The 24,270-nt window shown below is 34.8% G+C and carries 28 protein-coding genes and 2 tRNA genes; 19 read left to right on the forward strand and 11 right to left on the reverse strand.

Translation table 11 applies throughout. The annotated features are described in order from the left end of the window. Positions 1-193: 193 nt before the first annotated feature. From C1638_RS10990 to C1638_RS11015, 6 genes are all read left to right on the forward strand, one after another. Complete coding sequence (locus C1638_RS10990; protein ID WP_109620916.1) at positions 194-1,525, forward strand: 2TM domain-containing protein; 1,332 nt, start codon at positions 194-196, stop codon at positions 1,523-1,525. Further along, a complete protein-coding gene (locus C1638_RS10995) occupies positions 1,512-1,817 on the forward strand; it encodes a 2TM domain-containing protein (protein WP_109620918.1) in 306 nt (101 codons plus the stop codon). The genes C1638_RS10990 and C1638_RS10995 overlap by 14 nt, the downstream gene beginning before the upstream one ends. A gap of 101 nt (positions 1,818-1,918) precedes the next feature. Beyond that, on the forward strand, positions 1,919-2,488 hold the full coding sequence (locus tag C1638_RS11000; RefSeq protein WP_109620920.1) for a methyltransferase family protein: 570 nt from the start codon (positions 1,919-1,921) through the stop codon (positions 2,486-2,488). A gap of 146 nt (positions 2,489-2,634) precedes the next feature. Next, entirely contained in the window at positions 2,635-2,925 is a 291-nt protein-coding gene (locus tag C1638_RS11005; RefSeq protein ID WP_076352906.1) for a 2TM domain-containing protein, read from the forward strand. A 20-nt stretch (positions 2,926-2,945) separates the two neighbouring features. Continuing rightward, positions 2,946-3,218: a 2TM domain-containing protein gene (locus tag C1638_RS11010; protein ID WP_109620921.1), complete on the forward strand. Its 273-nt coding sequence runs from the start codon at positions 2,946-2,948 to the stop codon at positions 3,216-3,218. A 60-nt stretch (positions 3,219-3,278) separates the two neighbouring features. After that, positions 3,279-4,022 carry a LytR/AlgR family response regulator transcription factor gene (locus C1638_RS11015; protein ID WP_109620923.1) on the forward strand — a complete coding sequence of 248 codons (744 nt, stop codon included), beginning with the start codon at positions 3,279-3,281 and terminating at the stop codon, positions 4,020-4,022. Between the two features lie 90 nt (positions 4,023-4,112). On the opposite strand, the gene C1638_RS11020 is transcribed toward C1638_RS11015, so the two are convergent. The 3 genes from C1638_RS11020 to C1638_RS11030 all read right to left on the reverse strand — a co-directional run bounded on the left by C1638_RS11020 (position 4,113) and on the right by C1638_RS11030 (position 6,755). Further along, a complete protein-coding gene (locus C1638_RS11020) occupies positions 4,113-5,339 on the reverse strand; it encodes a DUF6051 family protein (RefSeq protein ID WP_109620925.1) in 1,227 nt (408 codons plus the stop codon). Between the two features lie 162 nt (positions 5,340-5,501). Next, positions 5,502-5,708: a hypothetical protein gene (locus C1638_RS11025; RefSeq protein WP_109620927.1), complete on the reverse strand. Its 207-nt coding sequence runs from the start codon at positions 5,706-5,708 to the stop codon at positions 5,502-5,504. Between the two features lie 150 nt (positions 5,709-5,858). Next, positions 5,859-6,755, reverse strand: a complete 897-nt coding sequence (locus tag C1638_RS11030) for a hypothetical protein (protein WP_109620928.1) — start codon at positions 6,753-6,755, stop codon at positions 5,859-5,861. Between the two features lie 119 nt (positions 6,756-6,874). On the opposite strand from C1638_RS11030, the gene C1638_RS11035 reads away from it, so the two are divergent. Next, on the forward strand, positions 6,875-7,618 hold the full coding sequence (locus C1638_RS11035) for a glycine-rich domain-containing protein (protein ID WP_109620930.1): 744 nt from the start codon (positions 6,875-6,877) through the stop codon (positions 7,616-7,618). 12 nt (positions 7,619-7,630) lie between these two features. After that, positions 7,631-7,984 carry a hypothetical protein gene (locus C1638_RS11040; protein WP_109620932.1) on the forward strand — a complete coding sequence of 118 codons (354 nt, stop codon included), beginning with the start codon at positions 7,631-7,633 and terminating at the stop codon, positions 7,982-7,984. A 56-nt stretch (positions 7,985-8,040) separates the two neighbouring features. On the opposite strand, the gene C1638_RS11045 is transcribed toward C1638_RS11040, so the two are convergent. Then, positions 8,041-8,247 (reverse strand): hypothetical protein, encoded by a 207-nt coding sequence (locus C1638_RS11045; protein ID WP_109620935.1) that lies wholly within the window; start codon positions 8,245-8,247, stop codon positions 8,041-8,043. A gap of 101 nt (positions 8,248-8,348) precedes the next feature. Beyond that, positions 8,349-9,536 carry a tRNA 2-thiouridine(34) synthase MnmA gene (gene mnmA, locus C1638_RS11050; RefSeq protein ID WP_109620937.1) on the reverse strand — a complete coding sequence of 396 codons (1,188 nt, stop codon included), beginning with the start codon at positions 9,534-9,536 and terminating at the stop codon, positions 8,349-8,351. Positions 9,537-9,747: 211 nt separating this feature from the next. Here mnmA and C1638_RS11055 point away from each other — a divergent pair, with 211 nt between their 5' ends. After that, positions 9,748-10,275 (forward strand): hypothetical protein, encoded by a 528-nt coding sequence (locus tag C1638_RS11055; RefSeq protein ID WP_109620940.1) that lies wholly within the window; start codon positions 9,748-9,750, stop codon positions 10,273-10,275. Between the two features lie 76 nt (positions 10,276-10,351). Here C1638_RS11055 and C1638_RS11060 read toward each other — a convergent pair whose 3' ends face one another. Then, positions 10,352-12,892 carry an ATP-dependent Clp protease ATP-binding subunit gene (locus C1638_RS11060; protein ID WP_109621735.1) on the reverse strand — a complete coding sequence of 847 codons (2,541 nt, stop codon included), beginning with the start codon at positions 12,890-12,892 and terminating at the stop codon, positions 10,352-10,354. Positions 12,893-13,043: 151 nt separating this feature from the next. Here C1638_RS11060 and C1638_RS11065 point away from each other — a divergent pair, with 151 nt between their 5' ends. The 4 genes from C1638_RS11065 (at position 13,044) to C1638_RS11080 (ending at position 15,885) form a co-directional block, all read left to right on the forward strand. Next, a complete protein-coding gene (locus C1638_RS11065) occupies positions 13,044-13,268 on the forward strand; it encodes a uroporphyrinogen decarboxylase (protein WP_109620942.1) in 225 nt (74 codons plus the stop codon). Beyond that, positions 13,268-14,362, forward strand: a complete 1,095-nt coding sequence (locus C1638_RS11070) for a glycosyltransferase (RefSeq protein ID WP_109620944.1) — start codon at positions 13,268-13,270, stop codon at positions 14,360-14,362. Before C1638_RS11065 ends, C1638_RS11070 begins: the two co-directional genes overlap by 1 nt. 129 nt (positions 14,363-14,491) lie before the next feature. Further along, positions 14,492-14,911 (forward strand): SufE family protein, encoded by a 420-nt coding sequence (locus tag C1638_RS11075; RefSeq protein WP_109620946.1) that lies wholly within the window; start codon positions 14,492-14,494, stop codon positions 14,909-14,911. Positions 14,912-14,913: 2 nt separating this feature from the next. Beyond that, positions 14,914-15,885 (forward strand): glycosyltransferase family 9 protein, encoded by a 972-nt coding sequence (locus C1638_RS11080; protein WP_228428123.1) that lies wholly within the window; start codon positions 14,914-14,916, stop codon positions 15,883-15,885. Here the strand turns inward: C1638_RS11080 and C1638_RS11085 are convergent. The 4 genes from C1638_RS11085 to C1638_RS11100 all read right to left on the reverse strand — a co-directional run bounded on the left by C1638_RS11085 (position 15,875) and on the right by C1638_RS11100 (position 18,597). Next, positions 15,875-16,996 carry a hypothetical protein gene (locus C1638_RS11085; protein ID WP_109620948.1) on the reverse strand — a complete coding sequence of 374 codons (1,122 nt, stop codon included), beginning with the start codon at positions 16,994-16,996 and terminating at the stop codon, positions 15,875-15,877. The two genes, C1638_RS11080 and C1638_RS11085, sit on opposite strands and share 11 nt — an antisense overlap. 131 nt (positions 16,997-17,127) lie before the next feature. Continuing rightward, positions 17,128-17,202 (reverse strand) — tRNA-Val (locus C1638_RS11090). Positions 17,203-17,236: 34 nt separating this feature from the next. After that, positions 17,237-17,311, reverse strand: a tRNA-Val gene (locus C1638_RS11095). Positions 17,312-17,352: 41 nt separating this feature from the next. After that, positions 17,353-18,597 (reverse strand): bifunctional folylpolyglutamate synthase/dihydrofolate synthase, encoded by a 1,245-nt coding sequence (locus C1638_RS11100; protein ID WP_109620951.1) that lies wholly within the window; start codon positions 18,595-18,597, stop codon positions 17,353-17,355. 185 nt (positions 18,598-18,782) lie between these two features. On the opposite strand from C1638_RS11100, the gene C1638_RS11105 reads away from it, so the two are divergent. Genes C1638_RS11105 through C1638_RS11125 form a run of 5 tightly spaced genes read left to right on the forward strand, consistent with a single transcriptional unit; the run spans position 18,783 to position 22,982 of the window. Then, positions 18,783-20,105 (forward strand): TolC family protein, encoded by a 1,323-nt coding sequence (locus C1638_RS11105; protein ID WP_109620953.1) that lies wholly within the window; start codon positions 18,783-18,785, stop codon positions 20,103-20,105. Between the two features lies 1 nt (position 20,106). Beyond that, on the forward strand, positions 20,107-20,697 hold the full coding sequence (locus C1638_RS11110) for a SprT-like domain-containing protein (RefSeq protein WP_109620955.1): 591 nt from the start codon (positions 20,107-20,109) through the stop codon (positions 20,695-20,697). Between the two features lie 2 nt (positions 20,698-20,699). Further along, entirely contained in the window at positions 20,700-21,782 is a 1,083-nt protein-coding gene (locus tag C1638_RS11115) for a mannose-1-phosphate guanylyltransferase (RefSeq protein ID WP_228428125.1), read from the forward strand. Positions 21,783-21,814: 32 nt separating this feature from the next. Further along, positions 21,815-22,480, forward strand: coding sequence for a hypothetical protein (locus tag C1638_RS11120; protein ID WP_109620957.1), 666 nt, complete (start codon positions 21,815-21,817; stop codon positions 22,478-22,480). Continuing rightward, positions 22,449-22,982: a GNAT family N-acetyltransferase gene (locus C1638_RS11125; RefSeq protein ID WP_109620959.1), complete on the forward strand. Its 534-nt coding sequence runs from the start codon at positions 22,449-22,451 to the stop codon at positions 22,980-22,982. The genes C1638_RS11120 and C1638_RS11125 overlap by 32 nt, the downstream gene beginning before the upstream one ends. An 82-nt stretch (positions 22,983-23,064) precedes the next feature. On the opposite strand, the gene bcp is transcribed toward C1638_RS11125, so the two are convergent. Next, a complete protein-coding gene (bcp, locus tag C1638_RS11130; RefSeq protein ID WP_109620961.1) occupies positions 23,065-23,514 on the reverse strand; it encodes a thioredoxin-dependent thiol peroxidase in 450 nt (149 codons plus the stop codon). Positions 23,515-23,547: 33 nt separating this feature from the next. Between bcp and C1638_RS11135 the strand changes: the two genes are divergently transcribed. Further along, a complete protein-coding gene (locus C1638_RS11135) occupies positions 23,548-24,168 on the forward strand; it encodes an endonuclease III domain-containing protein (RefSeq protein WP_076352927.1) in 621 nt (206 codons plus the stop codon). Positions 24,169-24,270 lie beyond the last annotated feature (102 nt).

Consider the following 24,270-nt stretch of genomic DNA (forward strand, 5'->3'; position numbering starts at 1 on the left):
TAGTGAATAATATATGTAAAGGCTTTGTTTGTGTAATGAATTGTTAATTCTAATTGTTAAAATAAAGCTAGTATTGGAAAGTCTTTTTCGATCATGACTTCAATTACCATTCAGAAACGAAAAGCTACTATTCAGTAAGAAATAATTTTACATACCTTTAATAAAAGCTAATTTTGAATCAAGAAAACGAATCATGAAACGTAAGGAAATTATAACGCTATTTTGGGTATCACTCATAGTCTCCATGTTTTTCTTTTTTGCCTTTACATCAGAGAAAAGTATAGAGAGCTTTGTACTTACCATACTTATTTCCCTGCTCTATACTGTGGTATTGGGAGGCGGGAATGGGTTCCTCAATAGTTTTCTCAATAAAAGATTTCCCTGGTCTGAAGATACAACCAAAAGAGCAGTTATAAGTATTATCTCCATTGTTATTGCTAACATTGTATTGGTCTATTTGTGTAACTATATCAATTTTGTATTGATTCAGAAAGCAAGTACTACCGAGGAGTTTTTCTCAGGAAAATATAACCTTGCCAACTGGTTTACCATCAATATTGCATTGCTTATTTCAGCTTTCCTACACGCAAAAGGATTTATGGAAGAGTTGAAGAAAACTTCCAGAAAAGAAGTGGTAGAACAGAAGCTTATCGCCAAGTCTGCAAACGCACAATTTGAAAGCCTTAAGAACCAACTGGATCCTCATTTCCTTTTTAATTCTTTAAATGTTTTAAGCTCCCTGATTGACGAAAATCCGCATCAGGCACAAAAGTTTACCGCTTCAATGTCAAAGATTTATCGGTATGTACTTGAACAAAAAGATAAAGAACTGGTAACCGTAGAGGATGAAATGGAATTTGCAAAAACGTATTGTGACCTTTTAAAAACAAGATTTGAAGATAGTGTAGATTTTAACTTTGATGTTAAAAAAGAAGACTATCGGAAATATGTAGTACCATTATCGCTGCAGCTTCTGTTGGAAAACTGCATCAAACATAATTTTGCGACCTCTTCAAAACCGCTGGTCATTAGAATATTTTCAGAGGGAGATATCCTTTGTATTGAGAATAATCTACAGGTAAGAGAGCAGATTAAGGAGAGTTCAGGAATTGGATTGGCCAATATTGTACAACGTTATTCATTGCTTACCAAACGAAATGTTTTTATAGAAAAATCTGAGGATTATTTTAAAGTAAAACTTCCAATGCTTGCGGATAAACCGAATATTGTCAATGCGAAACCGGACGATGATTATAAAGCTTACAAAAAAGCACAAAAAAGAGTAAAGGAAATCAGAGGATTCTACACCAATCTGATCTCTTATTGCATCGTTATTCCCTTTTTGATTTTTATCAATCTTTTTACAGGAAATCGAAGTCATTGGTTTTGGTTTCCGGTATTTGGCTGGGGAATTGGATTGGCGTCCCATGCGTTTCAGGTGTTTGGGATAGGAGAATCCTGGCAGGAAAAAAAGATTCGTGAAATTATGGACAAACAAAAAAATAGAAACGATGGAAACATTTGATGAAGATGATATTCAATATCAGAAAGCAAAACGCCAGGTAGAAAGGTTAAGAGGGTTTTATAGCCATCTTTTCATCTATATTATTATCAATCTGGTGATTGTTTATTACAATTACACCCATTTAAAACCCGGAGAAAGCTATTTTCAGTTTAAAAACTTTTTTACAGCAACGTTTTGGGGTATTGGGATTTTAGCACATGCTGCAGTCGTTTTTCTTTCCAAAACCAGCTATCTGCAGAAATGGGAAGAGAGAAAAATCCGTGAGCTGATGAAAAAAGAGAATAAGAACTAATACCGCTGCAAAGTAAGCAGAATAGGAGATAAGTTTATTCGATAAAAAGATATTATTCAGTCTTTTACAATTTTACCTTTTTCACACTAAAAAATCACGATATGAATCCCTTACAAATACTATTCTCTATTTCCATGGCTGCATGGTTCCTTAGTGAATTTCTTTACAAAAACATCTTGAAATCCAATAAAGAAGATAGAAAAGGCAAGGATAAATCCACGCTTAATATCCTATGGCTGGCCATTCCATTTTCTATTGTAGCAGCCCTAGCAATTTCCAATTTGTCTACACTGCCAATTACCGGAGAAAAATGGATTTTATATGTAGGTGAAGCATTTATTCTTATAGGTATTATTTTCAGGTTTGTTATCATCAGATCCTTAGGGAAATATTTTACAGTTGATGTGACCATCAGACAGGATCATAAGATAAAAAAAGAGGGTTTCTACAAATATCTGAGACATCCGTCTTATGCCTTTTCTTTACTTACATCACTTGGTCTGGGATTATATTTAAATAACTGGTTGTCATTGCTATTTGCTTTTATTCCTCCGTTTTTAGCTTTCGCCTATAGAATTAAAATTGAAGAACAGGCTTTAGTAGAACAGTTTGGGGAAGAATATGTTGAATACCGTAAAACGACAAAAAAACTAATCCCTTTTATTTATTAAAAACCTTGTCTGGATCCATTAATCTGAGGTTTTTACCATTCGGGAAGCATAATCTACCATTCGGTAATATAAAATTGATTTGAGGCTCTTTTCCATCATACCTTTGATTCAAGAAAAAAACAAATTAACTCTTAAATCAAAATATTATGGAAACTTTTAGCAAAGAAACAACCGCTTACGAAAGAGCCTCAAAAAGAGTAAAAGAATTAAAAGAATTCTATGGAAACCTTACTTCTTTCTGTATTGTAATTCCCTTTCTAGCCTTATTGAATATTATAACGGCACCCGGATATTTATGGTTTTTATGGCCAATGTTAGGCTGGGGAATAGGAATCGCGTTTCATGCAGTCAATATATTTGGAATTGGAAAAAACTGGGAAGAGAAGAAAATTAAGGAGCTGATGGATCAGGAAAGAGGAAAAACAAAAACTTTATAATAACTTTTAAAATCAATATCATGGATTATAACAGAGCACACAACAGAGTTCAACAATTGAAAAAATTCTATAAAAACCTTATGTGGTTTGGAATTATTTCAGCAATCATTATCGGGAATGATCTTATTAAGAACGGAATGCATTATAATGTGTTGAGCGGACATTTGATATTGACTATCTGGGCAATTTTTCTCATCATAAAAGCATTTTCTCTTTTTGTTTTTGATGACTCATGGGAAAATGAAATCCTGAATAAGGAACTTAAAAAAGATAAAAAGCCAATTGATTTTTAAAACCTCCTGTTTTTTATCTAATTTTATTTCCAAAATTCTAAAACTAAAACTGTAAACTCAATGATCAAAACGGTTATTATCGAAGACGAAAAACCAGCTTCAAGGAAATTAGAAAGAATGTTAAGTAATTTTCCTGAAATTGAAGTAGTTACTAAAATAGAATCAGTAGAAGAGGGAGTAGCCTGGTTTTCTGAGAACGAACATCCTCAGCTGATCTTTTCTGACATTGTTCTGGGAGATGGGCTGTCGTTCGATATCTTTGAAAAAATTCCTACCAAGGGATTTATCATTTATACCACTGCGTTTGATCAATATACATTAAAAGCCTTTAAACTAAATAGTATAGACTATCTTTTGAAACCAATCCTTGAAGAAGATCTTGCGGGTGCTGTAGAAAAATTTAAATCATTTATTCCGGCAAACGATGTCAATGGCTCGCAGGATATCAAGCAGCTGATCAGGAAAGAGAAATCTACCCTTTCAAGAGTCTTGGTGAAGATAGGATATAATCTGAAAATTGTTCAGGCACAGGAAATAAGTTGCTTTTTCAGTGAAAATAAGATTGTCTATTTACAAACAGAAGATCGTACCTATCCGTCAGATTTTACGCTGGATGAGTTGGAGGATCTTTTGGATGAGAAAAAGTTTTTCCGTGTCAATAGACAGTTCATCATCAATTCTGACTATATAAAAAATATTCATACATCGCCTTATTACAAAGTAGATCTTGAATTTCAGCCACAGGAAGAAATTACAGTAAGCAGAGATCGTGTAAAGGATTTCAAAGACTGGCTCGTAAGCTAAACCATCAATACTATAACCTCAAAAAACAATACCATGGACCTTTTACTATTACTTTTTAAGCTTTTTCTCTCTATTTTTTATCCTTGATCGTCATTGATTGTAAAAATCACCTGCAGACTTCATCACTGTATGAAAAGCTTCCGTCACTTCCGTTTTGTGCTTATGAGCCAGAGGGAAAGGAACCATGTGGGAGTAATCAAAAGGAAAATCCTTTATCTCAACCTCCACATTGATATTTCGGTAGCCCCCCTGCAAGGTATTTAAAGCCTCCATTGGAGGGGCAACGGTGTCTTTTTCCAGTACAAAAGCCTTTACTTGAGATTGGATCTCCGAGATTCTTTCCTCTCTTTCCTTTTGAAAATAATTATATCGGAGCATTTTTTTGAACCAGCTTTCCTGAGGATGAAGATCATCGTCCTGATAATGCTTTAATCTGTTATCAAACTTAAAATCTGAACTTAATAATTCTGTGAAAACAGACTGCATTTTAATCGTGGCCTGAGAATCCATAATGTATTTTGAGATGGGGAACATCCTGTCAATGGTCATTCCTCCACAAAAGCAGAAGACCTTGGATGTAGCGAAGAATCCATACGGATCAGCCATTTTAATAATCATGGAAAGAAACGAACCTATAGAATATCCGAACAGGTCCAGGCTCGCTTCCGGAGATATGCTTTTAACCTTATTGGCTTTAATTTTCTTTACCACTTCAATAATGTCAGAATAGGTCTGTAATCCCGACCAGAAGATTCTTTGTGGATGAGCTTCCAATCTTGAACTTATCGCAGCATTTACATAGGAAAAATGAGTGTTTTCCGGATATTTTCCCTTTCTGAATTTTACTATTTCCATCATATGGTGACGATCGCTCCAAATGGCTTCCGCGCGATCCATATGAAAAGCAATAGGAAACAGGATAACTGCCTTATGGGTTTTTTGAGCCAGTTCATAAGCCCAGGGAAGATATTTGTCCCATTTTTTTTCATTGAGACCGTGAAAAAAAATAATGCAGCCATTAGTTGTTTCTATATCCGCTCTTTTAAGAATATAGTACTCAAATTTTTTATTACACTCTATATCAATATCTTTAATGTCAATGGAGGGTTGATGATATACTAGATAAGCACTTTCAGTAGCTTTCAGAGTTTGATGGTGCTTAGGACAGGCTAAGTTTTCAGGGCCATGAAGTAAATCTGAAACCTTTGACTCAAAAGGAACAGATTCAATGGTTATATTTAAATCCTTGATCTCCACCATCTCTTTTTTGGAATCAAAATGATCTTTCAAAACTTCATATAATTCATAATATTCCATAACAAGATAATTGGGGGTTCACCATTAAAACATTTAAGGTAGGTAATTATTATGTTAAAGTGTTGATTTTAAAAGCTTAAAAGTATTCTAGACATAGGAGAAATAAAAAGAAACCCGAAACAATTCTGTTTCGGGGTAGATATGGTGAATAGATATTGATGTTTATTTCTTGTCTTTTTGCTCAGTTTTGGTGCCATATTTTTTTACCATTACAGAGGTAAGTATTACCAAAGCAATACATAAGAGAAGATCTGAATTCTCAGGATGATAAATTTCCTGGTAAATATTATAGCCTAAAAGCATAGATACAATGATGATCAGAATATTGTTGGCTTCTGCGTACTGGTTGTTTGAGGTTGAAGTTTTCATAATGATGTTTTTATTTACCCAGTAAGTATGGCGATTCAAAATACGTTACAGAAAAATTTCAAAAAAACTTTACTCTTCATTCAAAACATACATTGAGTAATACAAAATCAAAATGGTAATGAGTTTACATCTGAAGAATTATACTCTCAACTATCTGTAATCAATTCTGTTAGATTCAGTGTCTTCAAGTTGTTTGATAATAGATTCCGGGATCTCATCACTATCGATGGGAAGACTGATAGAATCGGAAATAAAGTTTTTTCTGTCTGCTTTCTGAAAGATTTCAAATAAGGCAATAGGTTCTTGATTAAAACTGATACAAGTACTGATGAAATGAAGCTCGTGAAGCTTATAATCCGGATTCTTAAGTTTTTCTTTTATATCTTTTATTCTCGAGATAAAATGCCTTTGTCTGATGAATGTATTGCTATTCATGATAATAAAAACATAATCAGAATAGGCTGTAACCTTTCCAAAATATTTATGATGGTCGCCACCACTTCTTTCTATAAAATACTCTCCTGTAGTTTCAGACTTATAGATTTCCATGGCAGAGCGCCACATTCTGTCTTCTTTAGCCTGTGTAGGATTCTCAGGAAGATTTCTGTTGTAGGAATACCAACAACCCACTAAACGATCCAATAACGTGATATTCAGCTTTACATTATTCATATCAATCTTAAGATCATTAAAATTGAATGCTTCTGTATTAGAATTAATGAAGTCAATGTAGTTTGAGTATCCCAAAACCCTGACAATCAGACTTAGCTTTGCCAAATTTGGCCTGCTTAAGACTGCATTTTCATTCTGTTGGAACTTTTTTAATTTGTTGATAATCAAGTGTTCATAAAGGTAATTTGAACCCAGAAGATCAGGATTCTTTTTTATCCCTTTTTCAGAATGATCACTGGCAATAAGGTCATTAAGCTCTGCACAGATGTACGACCATTCTGTTTTAGTAACGTCTTCCCACTGATTTTTCTTTAAAAATTGACGGCCTAAGAAGTTCATCAGTTTCTCAAGGTGTAGGATATCTTCTTTTTTCATCTGTTATTATATTTTTACAAGACTAATTTAAGATTTTTATCAGACTAAAGAATACAATAGAAAGACTTTTATATTTTAAAATCCATTGATATTTGAATAGAAAAACAAAAGTTAGAACAATGGAAACAAGAATGTTATTAAAAGATGAATCCCTTTGGAATAGAATTCAGGGATTTTCACTGGACGCTCCGGATGCTGATTTTCCTTTTTCGAGAAAACTGGCAAAAGAAGAAAACTGGAGCCTTGATTTTGCCCGAAAAGCCATAGAAGAATATAAAAGATTTGTGTATCTCTGTTGTGTTCTTCCCAATGGTGCTTCACCAAGCACAATAGTAGATAAGGTATGGCATATGCATCTGATCTATACTCAAAACTATTGGGAGGAGTTTTGTCCGAATATTCTAAGAAAGTCTCTGCATCACCATCCATCAAAGGGAGGATTTAATGAAAACACTAAGCACCAGAATTGGTTTACAAATACTTTAAAAAGCTACAAAGAGATTTTTCAAACTGAAGCCCCTCAGGAAATCTGGCATGAACGGGAAAGTGCTCATTGTAAGAGGTTCTGGTGGCGAAAGCTGCGGCTGATTCCCTTTTTTATGCTTCTTTTACTGTTATCTTCCTGTCTTGGAGAGATTATAAGTACAGTAATATCTATAGTTTTTAGCATGCTGGGAATTTTTGCTTTTGGAATTGTAGTTTCTCTACTCCAGAATACAAATGGTAAAAAGAATAAAGATTCCGGATCAAGTTCTGGAGAAAGCAGTGGCAGTGGAGGAGGTTGTAGCAGTGGAAGCAGTTGTAGTGGTGGGGGAAGCTGCGGGGGTGGATGTGGAGGTTGTGGCGGCGGCTGTGGTGGATAAAAATGAATACCTATGAAAAAGATAATCATTCACTCAGTTTCAATAATGGTAAGCTTTATATGGCTTATCGAAACACGCCAGACATTTAATCCGTTTACGCTGAAAGGTCCAGGATTTCTAAAGTTTTATTTACTCCTTTTGCTTGGGTTTTATTCTTCAATTTTTATTTTAAAATTATTAAAGGAACCCATTTCCAAAACCACACTTTATTTTATGCTGTTCATCTTCGTGTTGGGAATGATAAAGTTGATAAGAGGAATACTATTAGGAAAACCTGTCGGATTTTTAGTAATGATATTAATTGCAGAATGTATTGTAATCCTATTATTTAAGTTATTCCATGTAAAGAATAAAATTAAGAACTAGTATCAAAAACAAACCCGAAACAAAAACTGCTTCGGGCTTTATATAAATTGTTGAAATTAATTACTTTCTTGATTATCCTTTACTTTTTTATGTCCATATTTTCGAACCATAATAGAGGTTAGGACTACTAAAATAAGGCTTATTCCAATGTTTGAATTATCCGGGTGAACAATTGCCTGATAAAGATTATAACCAAAAACAGCAGATACTAAAGCGATCAGAATATTATTGGCATAAGCGTACTGGTTTGTTGAAGTTTTCATAATGATATTTTTTATTGTTATTTATCCAGTAAGTATGACAATTTAACATACGTTACAAAAAAAATTAAAAATATCTTTTAAACTAAACTTCAAAATATGCTCTACGAAATCACCCCACTTCCGATAAGTTCATCATCAATATACCATGAGGCAAACTGTCCTTCAGCGATGGCTGATTGTGGCTCTTCAAATTCAACGTAAAAACCATCTTCAAACTGATAGAGAGTCGCTTTCTGTAAAGACTGTCTGTATCTGAATCTTGCCAATACCTCCATAGACTCACCATTGTTCAGCTTCATATCTTCACGAACCCAGTGCAATTCAGAATTGTCAATTTTTAAAGCTTTTTTATAAAGACCAGGAAATTGATTTCCTTCTCCTACAAAAATAATATTGTTTTCCATGTCTCTCGATACAATAAAGCAGCTTTCTTTATGTCCGCCAATACCAAGTCCTCTACTTTGTCCGATGGTGAAAAATTGAGCACCTTGATGCTTTCCGATTACCTTTCCGTCGGTCTTTTTATAGTTGATTTTTCTTGAAAGGAATTCAAGTTCCTCTTTCTTTGAAGAGAATTCAGTTTTTTCTTCTGCAAATAATGATGAATCTTTGAAAATCTCAACAATTTCACCTTCATTCGGTTTAAGTTGCTGTTGTAAGAACTGAGGAAGGCTTACTTTTCCAATAAAGCACAATCCCTGAGAATCCTTTTTATCTGCCGTTACCAGGCCTATTTCTTTTGCGATCTCTCTTACCTGAGGCTTTGTAAGCTCTCCAATAGGAAATAAGGCTTTAGATAGCTGATCCTGGCTTAGCTGGCAAAGGAAATAAGATTGATCCTTGTTGTTGTCTTTTCCGGCTAAAAGATGAAAGATTTCCTTTCCGTTTTCATCAATAGTGGAGTCTACTCTTGCATAATGTCCTGTAGCCACCTTATCAGCACCTAACGACATTGCTGTTTTCATAAAAACATCGAATTTTACTTCTCTGTTACACAAAACATCAGGGTTGGGAGTTCTTCCTTTTTGATACTCATCGAACATATAATCTACGATACGTTCCTTGTAAAGGTCACTCATATCTATAACCTGGAAAGGAATACCCAACTTCTGGGCAACCATCAGGGCATCATTGCTGTCCTCAATCCAAGGACACTCATCTTCTAATGTTACAGAAGCATCATTCCAGTTTCTCATAAACAGAGCAACTACTTCATGCCCTTGCTGTTGTAGCAAATATGCTGTAACACTTGAATCTACACCTCCGGAGAGGCCTACTACTACTTTCATTTATTTCAATTTTACGAAACTCTTAACGGGAGTTCTTAGTTTGACCCGGCAAAAATACAACTAAAAAAATTCGTAAAAAAACCATAATTTTAAACATTGATAAAAACGATAGTAGTATAAATGATACCATTAACGAAGTTTTCAATAGCGAGATGAGGATGAAAATGAGGATGATTTATAAATATCTTTAGACAAAATAAAATATTTACATATGAAAAAGTTTATTATTTCAATGATGCTGATAACCTCAGGATCAGTTTTTTCCCAGGTTTCAATAGGTGCTCCGGTGCAAGAAAATAACAAATGGACTTTTGGAGGAGGAATCGGTTTGGGGTTTGGAAGCAACAGTTCATTTTATCTACAGGCTTCTCCAAGAGTAGGATATCGTCTTACCGAAGATCTTGAGGCAGGAGCTGTGGGAAGTGTTTCATGGCAGACTTCAGACTACTATAGATCCACAATGTTTGGGATAGGGCCTTTTGTTAATTATTATATTGCTCGCTCGTTTTATTTAAGTGCAAACTTCCAACACTACTTCATCAATTATAATGATAAGTATTACGATTACAAGTACAACAGAGAAGAAAACGCATTATATCTTGGTGGAGGTTACATGCAGAGAATAGGGAATAATTCCTTTATGCAGATAGGATTAATGTATAATGTTCTTTGGAAAGAAAATTCAAGTGTATTTTCAAATGGCTTAGTCCCTAATATAGGTTTTGTGGTAGGGCTTTAATCATTGCTTCTTACAGATAAAAATAAAAAGCACCGGAAACTTTCCGGTGCTTTTCTATTGAAATTAAATTAATTATTTAAGATTGAGAAGACTTCTCAGCTGCTGATGATTTCTTCGGCTTTGAAGTTTTTCCTACCAATGCATCTTTTGCTTCATTAACCTCAAGAACTACGGTTTCTCCTTCATTCAATTGTTTGTTTACCAACATTTCTGCCAATAAATCTTCAATGTACTTCTGGATTGCTCTTTTCAGTGGTCTTGCACCAAAGTCTTTATCCCATCCTTTTTCAGAAATAAAGTCTTTCGCTTCTTCGGTTAATTCTACTTTATAACCTAATTTTTCAAGTCTGCCATAAAGCTTATTCAGTTCAATATCAATGATTTTCTTGATATCATCCTGTACAAGAGAGTTGAAGATCACAATATCATCAATTCTGTTTAAGAATTCAGGAGCAAATGCTTTTTTAAGGGCATTTTCAATAGTGCTTCTTGCTCTTGAGTCAGATGTTGTCTTTTTAGCTGAAGTTCCAAATCCTACACCATCTCCGAAGTCTTTAAGATCCCTTGTTCCAATATTGGAAGTAAGAATGATGATTGTATTTCTAAAGTCTATCTTTCTTCCTAAGCTATCCGTAACGTGTCCTTCATCAAGGATTTGCAACAGAATATTGAATACATCCGGGTGAGCTTTTTCAATCTCATCCAAAAGAACTACTGCGTATGGTTTTCTTCTTACCGCTTCGGTCAACTGACCTCCTTCTTCGTATCCAACATATCCCGGAGGCGCTCCAACCAATCTTGAAACGGCAAATTTCTCCATGTATTCACTCATATCGATTCGGATCAGCGATTCATCTGATTCAAAAAGCTCTCTGGCCATTACTTTTGCAAGCTCGGTTTTACCAACCCCTGTTGTTCCAAGGAAGATAAATGTACCAATTGGGCGGTTAGGATCCTTAAGACCTGCTCTGTTTCTTTGAATAGCTTTAACTACTTTCTTTACAGCATCTTGCTGACCGATAACCTTTCCGTTCAGTTTTTCATCCATCTGAGCTAATTTATCAAGCTCGTTTTTGCCAACTTTCGTTACAGGAACGCCACTCATCATAGAAACCACTTCTGCTACACTTTCTTCACTTACGGTTTCTTTTTTCTCCTTAACATCTTTATCCCATTTTTCCTGAGCAGCATTTAGTTCCATTTGAAGACGTTCCTCCTCATCCTTAAGCTTTCTTGCTTCAAGATAATCCTGAGCTTTTACAGCTTTTTGCTTCAATTCCTTGATATCTTCAATTTTCTTTTCAAAATCAATGATCTCAGTAGGAACTTTCATGTTTTTAATATAAACTCTGGAACCTGCTTCGTCCATGGCATCAATAGCCTTGTCCGGTAGGAAACGATCTGTAATATATCTTGATGTCAAATTGACACATGCATTAATTGCCTCAGGAGTATAAATTACATTGTGATGTTCTTCATACTTATCCTTAATTTGGTTCAAAATCTGAATGGTTTCCTCAATAGAAGTAGGCTCCACCATTACTTTCTGGAATCTTCTTTCTAAAGCTCCGTCTTTTTCAATATACTGACGGTATTCATCCAGAGTTGTAGCCCCGATGCATTGAATTTCACCTCTTGCTAAGGCTGGTTTGAACATGTTGGATGCATCCAGACTTCCTGTAGAACTTCCCGCACCTACAATAGTGTGAAGCTCATCAATGAATAAGATGACATCTCTGTTTTTTTCCAGCTCCGTCATAATAGCCTTCATTCTTTCTTCAAACTGACCACGGTATTTTGTTCCGGCCACTAAACTTGCCAGATCCAAAGTGATCACACGTTTTCCGTAAAGAACTCTTGAAACTTTCTTCTGTTGAATTCTTAATGCTAACCCTTCTGCAATCGCAGATTTACCAACTCCCGGCTCCCCGATAAGAAGCGGATTGTTTTTCTTTCTACGCGATAAGATCTGAGAAACTCTCTCAATTTCTTTTTCACGACCGATTACTGGGTCTAATTTTCCATCTCTTGCCAGGGAAGTTAAATCTCTACCAAAGTTATCCAAAGTTGGAGTTTTGCTTTTTGCAGAGCCTAGATTTCCGGTAGGCTTTCTCATTTGCTCAAAATCCTCTCTTTCATTGTCATCATCATACGCACTCATCTGTGGTGACTGCCCGGAATTTTTAAGCATAGTTTGGTACTCTTTTGAAACCCCCTCATAGTCGATGTCATAAGCTCCCAAAATATTTGAAGTAGGATCCTCATATTTATAAAGAATACCTAAAAGCAGGTGAACGGTATTAATTTCATTGCTTTTGTACTGTCGGCATTCTAACTCCGCACGTTTAATGGCATGATCTGCCATCTTGGTGAAAGAAATATTGGTAACCTCCTCAGAAATAGGATTAAGACTTGCTGTATTTAGAGTTTCAATTTTTCTTCTGATTTGTGTTAAATCCGCATTAAGGTTTTGAAGGATTTCTTTTGCAGAGTTTTCCGTTTTTATAATACCTAAAAGTAGATGTTCTGTATTGAGAAATTCACTTTTCAGCCTTTTAGCTTCGCTTTTGCTTTGTTTGAACACCTGGCTCAAACCTTGTGAAAACTTATAATCCATAATATATCTCATTAGAATAAAGGCAACATTACCATTTATTCATTATCTAAATTACAAATATTTTACCAAAAATCAATTAATGACTTTATGGCAGAAAAAATTTTATTATCTTATTGAAAATGATTAAGTTTGTTATTCTTAAAATTTCCCCATGAATCCTGAAATAACCACTTACGTCGGATACTCTGCCTCAATTTTTATTGTATTGAGTTTCATATTGAAAGATGTAAGAAAAATCAGAATTGTTAATATGATCGGCTGCTTTTGCTTTGTCATTTATGGTTTCTTTAGTGGACCTTTATGGCCGGTTATCATTCCAAACGGACTTATTTGCTTTATTCAGATCTATCATTTACTGCTTGGAAATAAGAAGTAATGAAGAAAAAAATAATAACATCTGCTTTCAGTAATTTGTATACAGACCAACGTATTGAAAAGGTTTGCCAGACTTTGCATGAAAACGGATATACTATTGATCTGATTGGAAATGACTGGAAAGGAGCCGAAAAAATGCAGCGCCCTTATTCCTTTTCAAGGATACATTTAATTTCAAAAAGCTTAAAAACAGCCTATTTTGAATTTAATTGGAAGCTATATCATGAATTAAAAAAAAAGGCAGATAAAGATACCATTCTTCATGCTAATGATATTGATGCCCTGTTTCCAAATTATCTTATTGCCAAAAAGCTGAATATTCCTCTGGTTTTTGACAGTCATGAAATTTTTTCAGAAATGCCTGCAGTTCAGGGCAAAATGTCACAAAAATTATGGCGTTATGTCGAAAGAACAGTCATTCCGAAACTTACATGGATGATTACTGCGAGTGGAAGCTATGCAAAATGGTTTCAAAAAACATATGGAATTCATCCAATTGTGGTTCAAAATGCACCAAGGAAAATGAATTTTGACTTCGAAATTCCTGATAATAATCCTAAAATACTTTTATATCAGGGAGCAATCAATCCTTTTAGAGGAATTGATAAAGTGATTATGGCGATGCATCATTTAGATAATGTGGTGCTAAAAATAGCCGGAGATGGCCCAAGAAAAGGGGAATATGAAAATTTAGTAGCACAAGAAAAGCTTCAGAATAAAGTTCAGTTTTTGGGAAAATTAATGCCCGAGGACTTGAGAAAGGTTACGATAACTGCTGACTGTGGGATGAGCATTGAAGAAAATGGGGGAGATAGTTACCTTTATTCATTGCCCAATAAGGTTTTAGATTGTATTCAGGCGCGTGTTCCTTTGATTCTGTCAAATATTCCTGAATTGCAAAATATTAAAAATCAGTTTGATGTAGGAGAGACAATTCCTGATCATCATCCAAAAAACATTGCAACGGCAATTGAAAAAGTTTTAAACAAAGGAAGAAAAAACTATCTGGAAGAACTTGAAAAAGCTTCAAAAACTCTTTGTTGGGAGAATGAAGAAATAAAATTGCTGGAAGTTTTTAATAAAGCGTCCCAATAAAATAAATTCAATCAGGAGGGCCTGTTTATGGTGTATGGATGATTTTTTTGTATTCTATGAACCAATCTTTTATCTTAAAACCTTAAAAGTCTAAATTTAATTATCTTTGCACAAAGAAATTTGTGAAAAATGACCATTAAAGAAAAACAGCAGGAAATAATCGACGAATTTGCGTTTCTTGACGACTGGGAGCAGAAATATGAATATATTATTGATCTTGGAAAGGAATTAAAAGGGTTTCCGGAAGACAAGAAAATAGAGGATAACCTGATTAAAGGCTGCCAAAGTAAAGTATGGATTGATGCTGAATTTAAAGAAGGAAAGCTTTTCTTTAATGCAGATTCTGATGGAATTTTGCCAAAAGGTATTGTTTCGCTTTTGGTGAGCATTTATAGTGGGCATTCTACTCAGGAGATCTTGGATTCTGATTTTCAATTTATTTCAGAGATTGGATTACAGGAGTTTCTTTCGCCATCCAGAGCTAATGGACTGATGGCTATGACAAAACAAATTAAATTTTATGCAGTTGCTTACCAACTGAAATCATAACCGTGACCAGAATTTTAGCATATCGTTTCTCTGCATTTGGAGATGTTGCAATGACTGTTCCTGTTTTCAGGGAGTTTTTGGAGCAAAATCCTGATGTGGAAATTATTATGGTTTCCAGAAAAAATTTTGAAGCCTTATTTTCTGGTATTCCTAATGTTACATTTAAAGGAATTGATCTTGATGACTATAAAGGATTCTTTGGATTAAGAAAATTAAGTAACGAATTGATTAAGGAATTTAATCCGGACTGTGTTGCCAATCTTCATGATGTGATCCGGACTAAAATACTGGATAGGATTTATAGAAGAAAAGGACTAAAGGTTTTTAAGATCAATAAGGGAAAAGAGGAGAAAGAGCATCTTACGGATGTCTGGAATCTGGATAAAGTTCAATTGAAAAAAACAGTTGAACGTTATGCCGATGTTTTCAGAGAAATGGGTTTTAAAGTAGAACTTTCTCAAAAACTTAGACCTCTTCCGGGCCATAAATCAGGAATTGGCTTTGCTCCTTTTGCCCAACACAAGGGAAAAATGCTTCCTCTGGAAAAATCTTTTGAACTGGCTAAAATTTTAGCTCAAAAACATACAGTGTATTTTTTTGGCGGCGGAAAAAGAGAAACTGAAACTCTTGAAGAATGGGAAAACCAAATCCCAAATACCAAAAGTCTTTCCGGAAGATTAAGCCTTACAGAAGAGCTTAATAAAATTGCTGAGCTGGAAATAATGATTTCAATGGATTCTGCTAATATGCACCTGGCAAGCATTGTTGGAACAAGATGTATTTCGATCTGGGGTGCAACACATCCTTATGCTGGGTTTTTAGGGTTCGGACAAAGTGAAGAGGATGTCATTCAGGTAAAGGACTTAAGCTGCAGACCATGTTCTGTTTTCGGTGATAAGGAATGTTATAGAGGAGATTGGGCGTGTTTGGCAGAGTTTAATATTCAAAAAGTGATACAAGCTGTTAATCTTTAAAAATAACCTTTATCATCTCTTCTGCTTTAGATTCATCAGAATGGTTTCGTTCCAAAACGTTTTTTCTTTGCTCACTTCCTGTATAATCCTTTTCTGCAATATCAATAATATGTTGTCGAATTTCCTGCATATTGGAACCATACAGACACAAATCTCTTAGTGAGCTGTCGTCTGTAATATTTTGATTAATAATGACAAATCTGCTGTTGTAGAGAGAGTTAAAAAGCTTTACTTTGGTTCCGGAATTCTGAAAAGACAGCAAAATATTGGCTTGGGCATTTTCTAGAAGATGGTATAAATTTTCATTGGTTTCAATGGGAACCAGATCTATATTCTCAATAGCGTTAATTTTCTTTTTAAGATCATCTGAGGCTCGATCTGATGCTACTTTGAGTTTGTATTCAGAAAGTTCCTTGAACAGCTCAATTACCTCGTATAATGCCTTTTTATTGTCTGAAATACTCAGATCTCCATGGAAAAGGAAATAATCTCCTTTTTTGTCAAGATTCTTTACCGTATGATTGCCATGAAAAATATGAATGAGTTTTGCGTTTTCGGAATAGTTTTCTGTCTCGCGATATTCCTTTTCAGAAAGACAAAACACAGACTTGAACTCTTTTAAATTCTTTTTTTGATAACTTTCATATTTGATAGCTTCAATCTTATAAATGATCTTTTTAAAAATATTTTTCTCCGAAAAAGAGAGTCCTTTGTAATATTCGGCTTCGTTGTTATGAAGTCGCAGGTATAAGGGGTGTTCTTTGCTTTTTAATTGAGCGAGGAGGCTGGTGGTTTGTAAGCCTTCAAAAAGAATAGGAGCTTTAATTTTTGCCAGATTATTAATCAGAATGTCTGAATTCCTTATGATGGCAGCAAATGGTGTAAATGAAAGATAAAGAAAAGGATTTTTCTTCTTTTGATAAAAGAATACATTTTCTGTAATATTTGTAATCTCCGGATCTGTTTTTTCAGGAATTTGATTCACAAAACAATGTAGATGAATTTTTACTCCCAGCTCTGATAAAGCTTTTATTTTGTAATAAACATCTATAACACCACCATAAGACGGAGGATAGGGATAATTAAATGATATGACATGAAGAGCTTTCAATGGTTGTGAATATTAATCTGTAGGGAGGCAAAGGTAAAGAAATCCTGTGGAATCTTTTCCCAATTTAAAGTAAGGTTAATATGTGGGATTTATAAATAAAAAAAATCTCCCAGTTTCCTGAGAGATTTTTGTGGGCCCTGAGGGATTCGAACCCCCGACCCTCTGGGTGTAAACCAGATGCTCTGAACCAACTGAGCTAAGAGCCCTGAAATTTTTTGAAAGGCTTCAGTATCCTTTTTGTGGGCCCTGAGGGATTCGAACCCCCGACCCTCTGGGTGTAAACCAGATGCTCTGAACCAACTGAGCTAAGAGCCCCTATACTTGTTTCCTCGTTTAGAGTGGTGCAAATATACGACTTATTTAGATATCTCCAAATTTTTTTCTAAAAATTCTCCAACAACAAAGTTACTTCCGCCAATAAAAATCATTTCTTCTTTTGTACATTGTTCTTTTGCAGATAGATAGGCTTCTTGTACGGAATCAAAAATTTTATAAAAAATTTTTGCCTCTTGAAGCAGGTTTTCATAATCTTTTGGGTGTCTTCCCCTGTTGATGGATGGTTTAGCAAAATAAAACTCAGAATTTTCAGGAAGTAATCCCATCACTTCATCAATATTTTTGTCATTTACAAACCCTAAAATAACATGTTTGTGCTTATCAATAGAATTTAATTGTGAAAAAACATACTCAAGACCTGCCTGATTGTGTCCAGTATCACAAATGGTAAGAGGGTCTTTTGAAAATTCAAACCAACGACCAATGAATCCTGTATTTTGATGAACATTTAGTAAACCGATTTCCAACTGTTTGTCTGTAATATTGACATGTAGTTTTCTTAATTCTTCAACAATTGCAAGAACGACACGGATGTTTTTTTGTTGGTAATTTCCTTTCAAATCAGAACTAAGCTCTGTATGAAGTAGAGTAGCATCTATAAAAGGAGCCTGTTCAGCAGTAGCTTTTTTTCTGATGATATTTTTTACCACCTCAGTTTCATCTCCTGAAATAACAGGGATATTAGGTTTGATGATACCCGCTTTCTCTCCGGCAATCTCCTCAATGGTATCTCCCAGTATGTTTTGATGATCAAGCTGAACATTCGTTATTGCAGAAACAAGTGGGGTTATAATGTTTGTTGAGTCCAGTCTTCCACCCAGACCAACTTCAATAATGGCAAAATCCACTTTCTGCTGATAAAAATATTCAAAGGCCATGATGGTTGTAAATTCAAAAAAAGATGGGCGAATTTCTTCCGGAATGGTTTTAAGCTTTTGAACAAAGTCAAAGACAAATTCTTTATTGCAATTTTTACCATTCACTTTAATACGTTCAGTAAAATCTATAAGATGAGGAGAATTATATAAACCTACTTTATAGCCCGCTTCTTGAAGAACTGACGCCAGCATATTACTTGAAGACCCTTTTCCGTTAGTTCCGCCTATGTGAATACACTTTATTTTTTCCTGAGGATTTCCAAAGAAAGCACAAAGCTTAGTAATATTATCTAGTCCTGGTTTGTAGGCTTTTTGTCCATCTATCTGATAGTTGGGCATCTGTACAAAAAGCCAATCAATAGCTGCTTGGTATTGTTCATTTGTCATGCTACAAAATTCTCAAAAGTTTTATGAAAATGAAACAATTTTTTTCAATCTGTAACTTTTTTATATTTACTTCGTCTAATAGGGAAAAATCTTAATATGAAATCGTTGTGATTTGCAAGGACAAATACCGATAAAAATAACACGATTCCATACGACCATTAAAAACAAATAAACATCTACATAATATGAAAAAAGTTTGGATTATCGTTTTTGGACTAAGTTGTCTGGGGCTAAGTGCTCAGAAAAAATGGTCCTTAAAAGAATGTGTAAGCTATGCAGTGGAGCATAATCTTCAGGTTATCCAAAATCAATATACCAAGCAAAACCAAGAATACAACCTTAAAGCAGCTAAAAAAGATTATTTGCCTTCTGTATCGGGGAGTATGATGAATGGAGTAAGTTTCGGACAGGGATCATTAGGAGCAGGAAGTTATAGAAACGATAGATTCAATAACAGTATTGGGGTAAGCGCTGATGTTTTGGTTTACAATAATGGAAGGCTAGAGAAGAATGTAAGAAAGCTTCAGTTTGATGTAGAGGCAAGCCAATATGATATTGAAGCGATTAAAAATGATATTTCTGTACAAATTGCCCAGCAATATTTAACGGCTTTATTAAACAAAGAAATCGTTAAGATTTCTCAAAGTGCTGTAGAAAATGCTAAAAAGCAATATGACAGAGCAAAAATAACAACTCAGGTTGGAACTACTGCTCAGACGGTGCTGGCAGAATCTGAAGCAGCATTAGCCAGAGAAAAACAAAATCTTAAAACAGCAGAAGTTAACGTAGGAAGAGCTTTGTTTGCTATTGCTCAACTCTTACAGCTTGAAGATTATAAAGATTTTGACGTGGAAAATGTAGATGTTTCTGATGTATTAGACTCACAGTTGGTAACCATTGATGAGGTTCTTACAAAAGCTTATGATTTACAACCACAAATAAAAGCTGCCGAAAGCAGAATAAGATCTGCCGAAGCACAAACCGAGGTAAGCAAAACGGCATTCTGGCCTACATTAACAGCTAGTGCTGGTATTAATACGTTCTACAATAAATCATTTAATGTTCCGCCAGGAATTGTGCAGGGAACTTTTTTTGAACAATATAATGATCAGTTTGGGCAAAGTGTAGCACTATCACTTAATATTCCTATCTTCAATAAAGGAAAGACAAAATTACAGGTTGAGCAGTCTAAGTTGAATGAAAGCGTTAGTAAAATTGCTCTTGAACAACAAAAACAAACGGTAAGACAAAACATACAGAAAGCTCAGTTTGATGCTGATGCCAATTATGAAACATACCTTGCTGCAGTAGAAGCAGAAAAGAGTTCTAAGCTGGCACTAGATTTTGCGGATAAAAGCTATGCTGCAGGAAAAACAACCATTTACGACGTTAACGTTGCAAGAAATAATTATGCAAATGCACAGGGATCAGTAGCGCAGGCGAAATATAATTATCTTTTCAGTCTTAAACTATTGAGTTTCTATGCGGGAATTCCATTAAGTTTGTAAAATGCCTATTCAATCGTTAGAAAAATATTTACCACAAAATACACTTAAATATTTAAGAATTTGGTTTTCAGACTACTATATTCATATAAAGGTCACTAGGAACAGAAATTCTAAACTGGGAGATTATAGAAAACTTCCGGATAATTCTCATGAAATTACGGTAAACTCAACGCTTACCCCACCACTTTTTTTCTTTGTGCTTACCCATGAGCTGGCACATTTAATTGCTTTTGAAAAATACGGACGTAGAATTTCTCCTCATGGCAATGAGTGGAAAGAAACTTTTAGAAATATGCTGATTGAAAGCCTTGAAGTTTATGACGAAGATCTAAGGCCCATTATTGTAAAGTTTTCAAAATCACCAAAAGCAAATTTTATGGCTAGCCCCGATCTTGTAAGATATTTTCATACTGAAAAACAAGATGATAGCCTACGTTTTATTGAAGAGCTTCAGAAAGGTGAATTTTTTATATATCGCAACGAAAAGTATTTATTAGAAGGTCTGATTAAAAAAAACTATCTTTGTAAGAACCTGGCTACTGGAAGGAAGTATTCTTTTAAGCCTTTAGCAAGGGTAGAAAAATGTAGCTAAGAATGTTAAAATCAGATAGATACTGTGTGATAATGGCAGGAGGGATCGGCAGTCGATTCTGGCCAATGAGTACACAGAAATTTCCCAAACAGTTTCAGGATATTCTAGGTACCGGACGTACTATGATTCAACAAACGTATGACAGAATCAGCAAGGTAATTCCTAAGGAGCAGATATTCGTCATTACGAATAAAGAATATGTAACACTTTCTCACCAGCAGCTTCCGGAGCTACCGGAGGAGAATGTTGTGGGGGAACCTTTGATGAAAAATACAGCAGCCTGTAATCTTTACATGGCTAATAAGATTGCTGAAATTAACCCTAATGCCACCATGATCGTTCTTCCTGCAGATCATTTGATTCTGAAAGAAGACGTATTTCTGGAGAAAGTAGAACTTGCTTTTGATTTGGCTTCCAAACACGACTATTTGGTTACTCTTGGAATTACTCCCACAAGACCCGATACCGGCTATGGATATATTCAGTTCGTAGAAAAGAAAAATTCAGAATATTTTAAGGTAAAAACATTTACGGAAAAACCTATTCTTGAGCTTGCTCAAAGCTTTCTGGAAAGTGGTGATTTTCTTTGGAATGCGGGGATCTTTATCTGGAATATGAAAAGTATTCACCATGCATTTGAAATGTATCTTCCTGAGATGACGCAGCATTTTATGGCTTGTGAATATAACTCAGAAAAGGAAAACAATTGTATAGAAACAATTTATCCAAAGGTTCAAAAAATCTCCATTGATAACGGGATCTTGGAAAAAGCTAAAAATGTGTACGTAATTCCGTCAGATTTGGGCTGGAGTGATCTGGGAACCTGGACTTCTGTGTATGAAAATACAGAAAAAGATAAGGATGGTAATGCTGTGAAATTAAGACACTTACTAACTTATAACTCAAAGGGGAATATTATCCGTTTAAGAAACAATAACAAAGCTGTTATTATTGACGGACTTGAAAATTATATTGTTGTTGATACAGACAAAGCACTTTTGATTTGTCCTAGAGATAACGATCAACTGATCAAAGATTACGTTCTTGATTTAAAGAACTTTAAGAAAGGCGATAAGTTTATGTAATATTTGGTATCTTTTATGCTGATTTTTAAGCTATGATTAAAATTGCATTCCGATTAACGACTCTTATATGTTTATTTTGGACAATTTTGGGATATTCTCAGGAGAAGAAAAAATTTTCAAGTATTCCAAATATTTTACAAAGAATCAGTCCCGATGACAGGGTAGATTCTTGGACATTAGTTTACAATAGCTATGGAAAAGGTGAGGAAATAAAGATTTCCGGAGGGAAGATGAGCTATATCCCTCAATTCTCAGGATTTAATCTGTTTCCCAGTGAAGACAGCTTTTATTATATAGCCTATTCTTTAGGAGGAAAGATAAGTTACGTTCTTGATGTAGAAGCGTTAAAGAAGTTTGTTGGAAAAATTGACAACCCCCAGGAAGCCGCTATTTTACTAGCTTCAGATGGTTATATCGTTGACGAAGAATTTAAGGATCTTGCAGGGAATTATCACGAGGATCAATCCAATTATTATCTGGATCTTGGAAAGGTAACCTCAAGAGAATGTCCTTATCAAAAAACGCATTATACTTTAACCGTAAATAAAGCTACAGGACTTGTTTCTAATGTGAAAGATAATGGGACGTATATTGAGCTTTACAATAAAAAATGTGCTAATAACCCGAGACTTTTAAAAATCGAAAAAAAGGAAGAACCAAAGAAAGATGAGCCTAAAAAAACAACCAAACGCAGATAAGGTTTACGAAACCGAACGTTTAATTCTTCGTCCTATGTCTCCAGAAGACAGGGATTTCATTTTTGAACTTTACAACGCACCAAAATTTATCCAATATATTGGTGATCGTAATATTAAAACGATTGAAGATGCAGAAAACTATATCAGAAATAGGTTTATGCCGCAGATCGAAAGATTAGGATATGGAAATTATCTTTTGATTACCAAAGAGGAAAATAAGAAAATAGGGGCAGTTGGTATCTTTGAAAGAGAAGGCTTGGATATTTTAGATATAGGATATTCCCTTCTTGAAGAATTTGAGGGAAAAGGATACGCTTATGAAGCCGCTCAAAAGGTGAAATCTATTGGTATGGATGATTTTGAACTGCCAAAGATATCAGCAATCATTTCAAAGGATAACGTTTCTTCCCAGAAGCTGATTGAAAAATTAGGACTGAAATTTCAGAAACACGTTACACTTCCCGGTGAGAACGAAGAACTGAATTACTACGAAACAGAGTAAAAATAAACTTACAATATAAATGAATCCACAAACAGACAATCGTGCTATTTGTGGATTTATTCTTTTGATTCGTATTAAAAAACTATCCTTCCAAAATTTGCTCAGCGGCTGTTTTTGAAGTTACTTTTTCAATAACTCTTGTGCAAATTCCCTTTTCATCAAAAATAAAAGTAGTTCTTACAATTCCCATATAAGTTTTACCAAATGTCTTTTTCTCTTTCCAAACCCCAAATTTCTCAATAATATCACGGTTTTCATCAGCGATAAGATCATAAGGAAAAGCAAATTTGCTATGGAAGTTTTTTTGCTTCTTGACAGAGTCTCCACTCACTCCCAATAACTGGAATCCGGCTTTTTCAAGCATAGAATAATTGTCACTCAGATTGCAGGCTTCCACAGTACATGTTGGAGTACTAGCTTGCGGATAAAAGAATACAACAAGTTTTTTTCCGATGAGTTTAGAGGAAGCTACTGCCTCTCCATCCTGATTTATTCCTTCAAATTCAGGTAATTTGTCTCCAACTTTCAGCATAATGATTTAATTTTGTTCAAATTTAAGGGTAAAATGACAAAAAAGCAAAGGGCTGAACTCGTTCAGATAGAACTGGATAAATTATATCCTACCACGCCTATTCCGTTGGATCATACCGATGAGTATACATTGATGGTTGCCGTAGCACTTTCTGCACAAACCACAGATAAAAAGGTGAATGAAGTTACCCCAAATCTTTTCGAAGTGGCTGGAACTCCGCAGAGAATGGCCAGACTGGAGGAATTTCAAATCAAAGAATTAATTAAAGAAATAGGATTATCCAATACAAAAGCCAAGAACCTAAAGAGAATGGCTGAACTTTTATTGGAAAGACATAATGGGATCGTTCCGCAAACTTATGAAGAATTGGAAGCGCTTCCGGGTGTAGGACACAAAACGGCTTCAGTAGTAATGAGCCAGGGTTTCGGATTTCCTGCGTTTCCGGTGGATACCCACATTCATCGTTTGATGACACAATGGAAGCTTACTTCCGGTAAAAATGTTGTAGAAACCGAGCGTGATGCCAAAAAGCTCTTCCCAGAAGAAGTATGGAATAAGCTTCATCTTCAGATCATTTTCTACGGTAGAGAATATTCTCCGGCAAGAGGTAAGGGTGATAAGGACTTTATTACCAAAATGATGTTTGAGAAGTAATGAAATTTACTTTATAGCCTTATTTAAAAAATCTTTATTGCGAATCTGCATAGAATCTGCTGATATAAAACGGATGCCAGTTCAATACTGACATCCTTGTTT

It is taken from the genome of Chryseobacterium oncorhynchi (assembly GCF_002899895.1).
Classification (GTDB): Bacteria; Bacteroidota; Bacteroidia; order Flavobacteriales; family Weeksellaceae; genus Chryseobacterium; species Chryseobacterium oncorhynchi.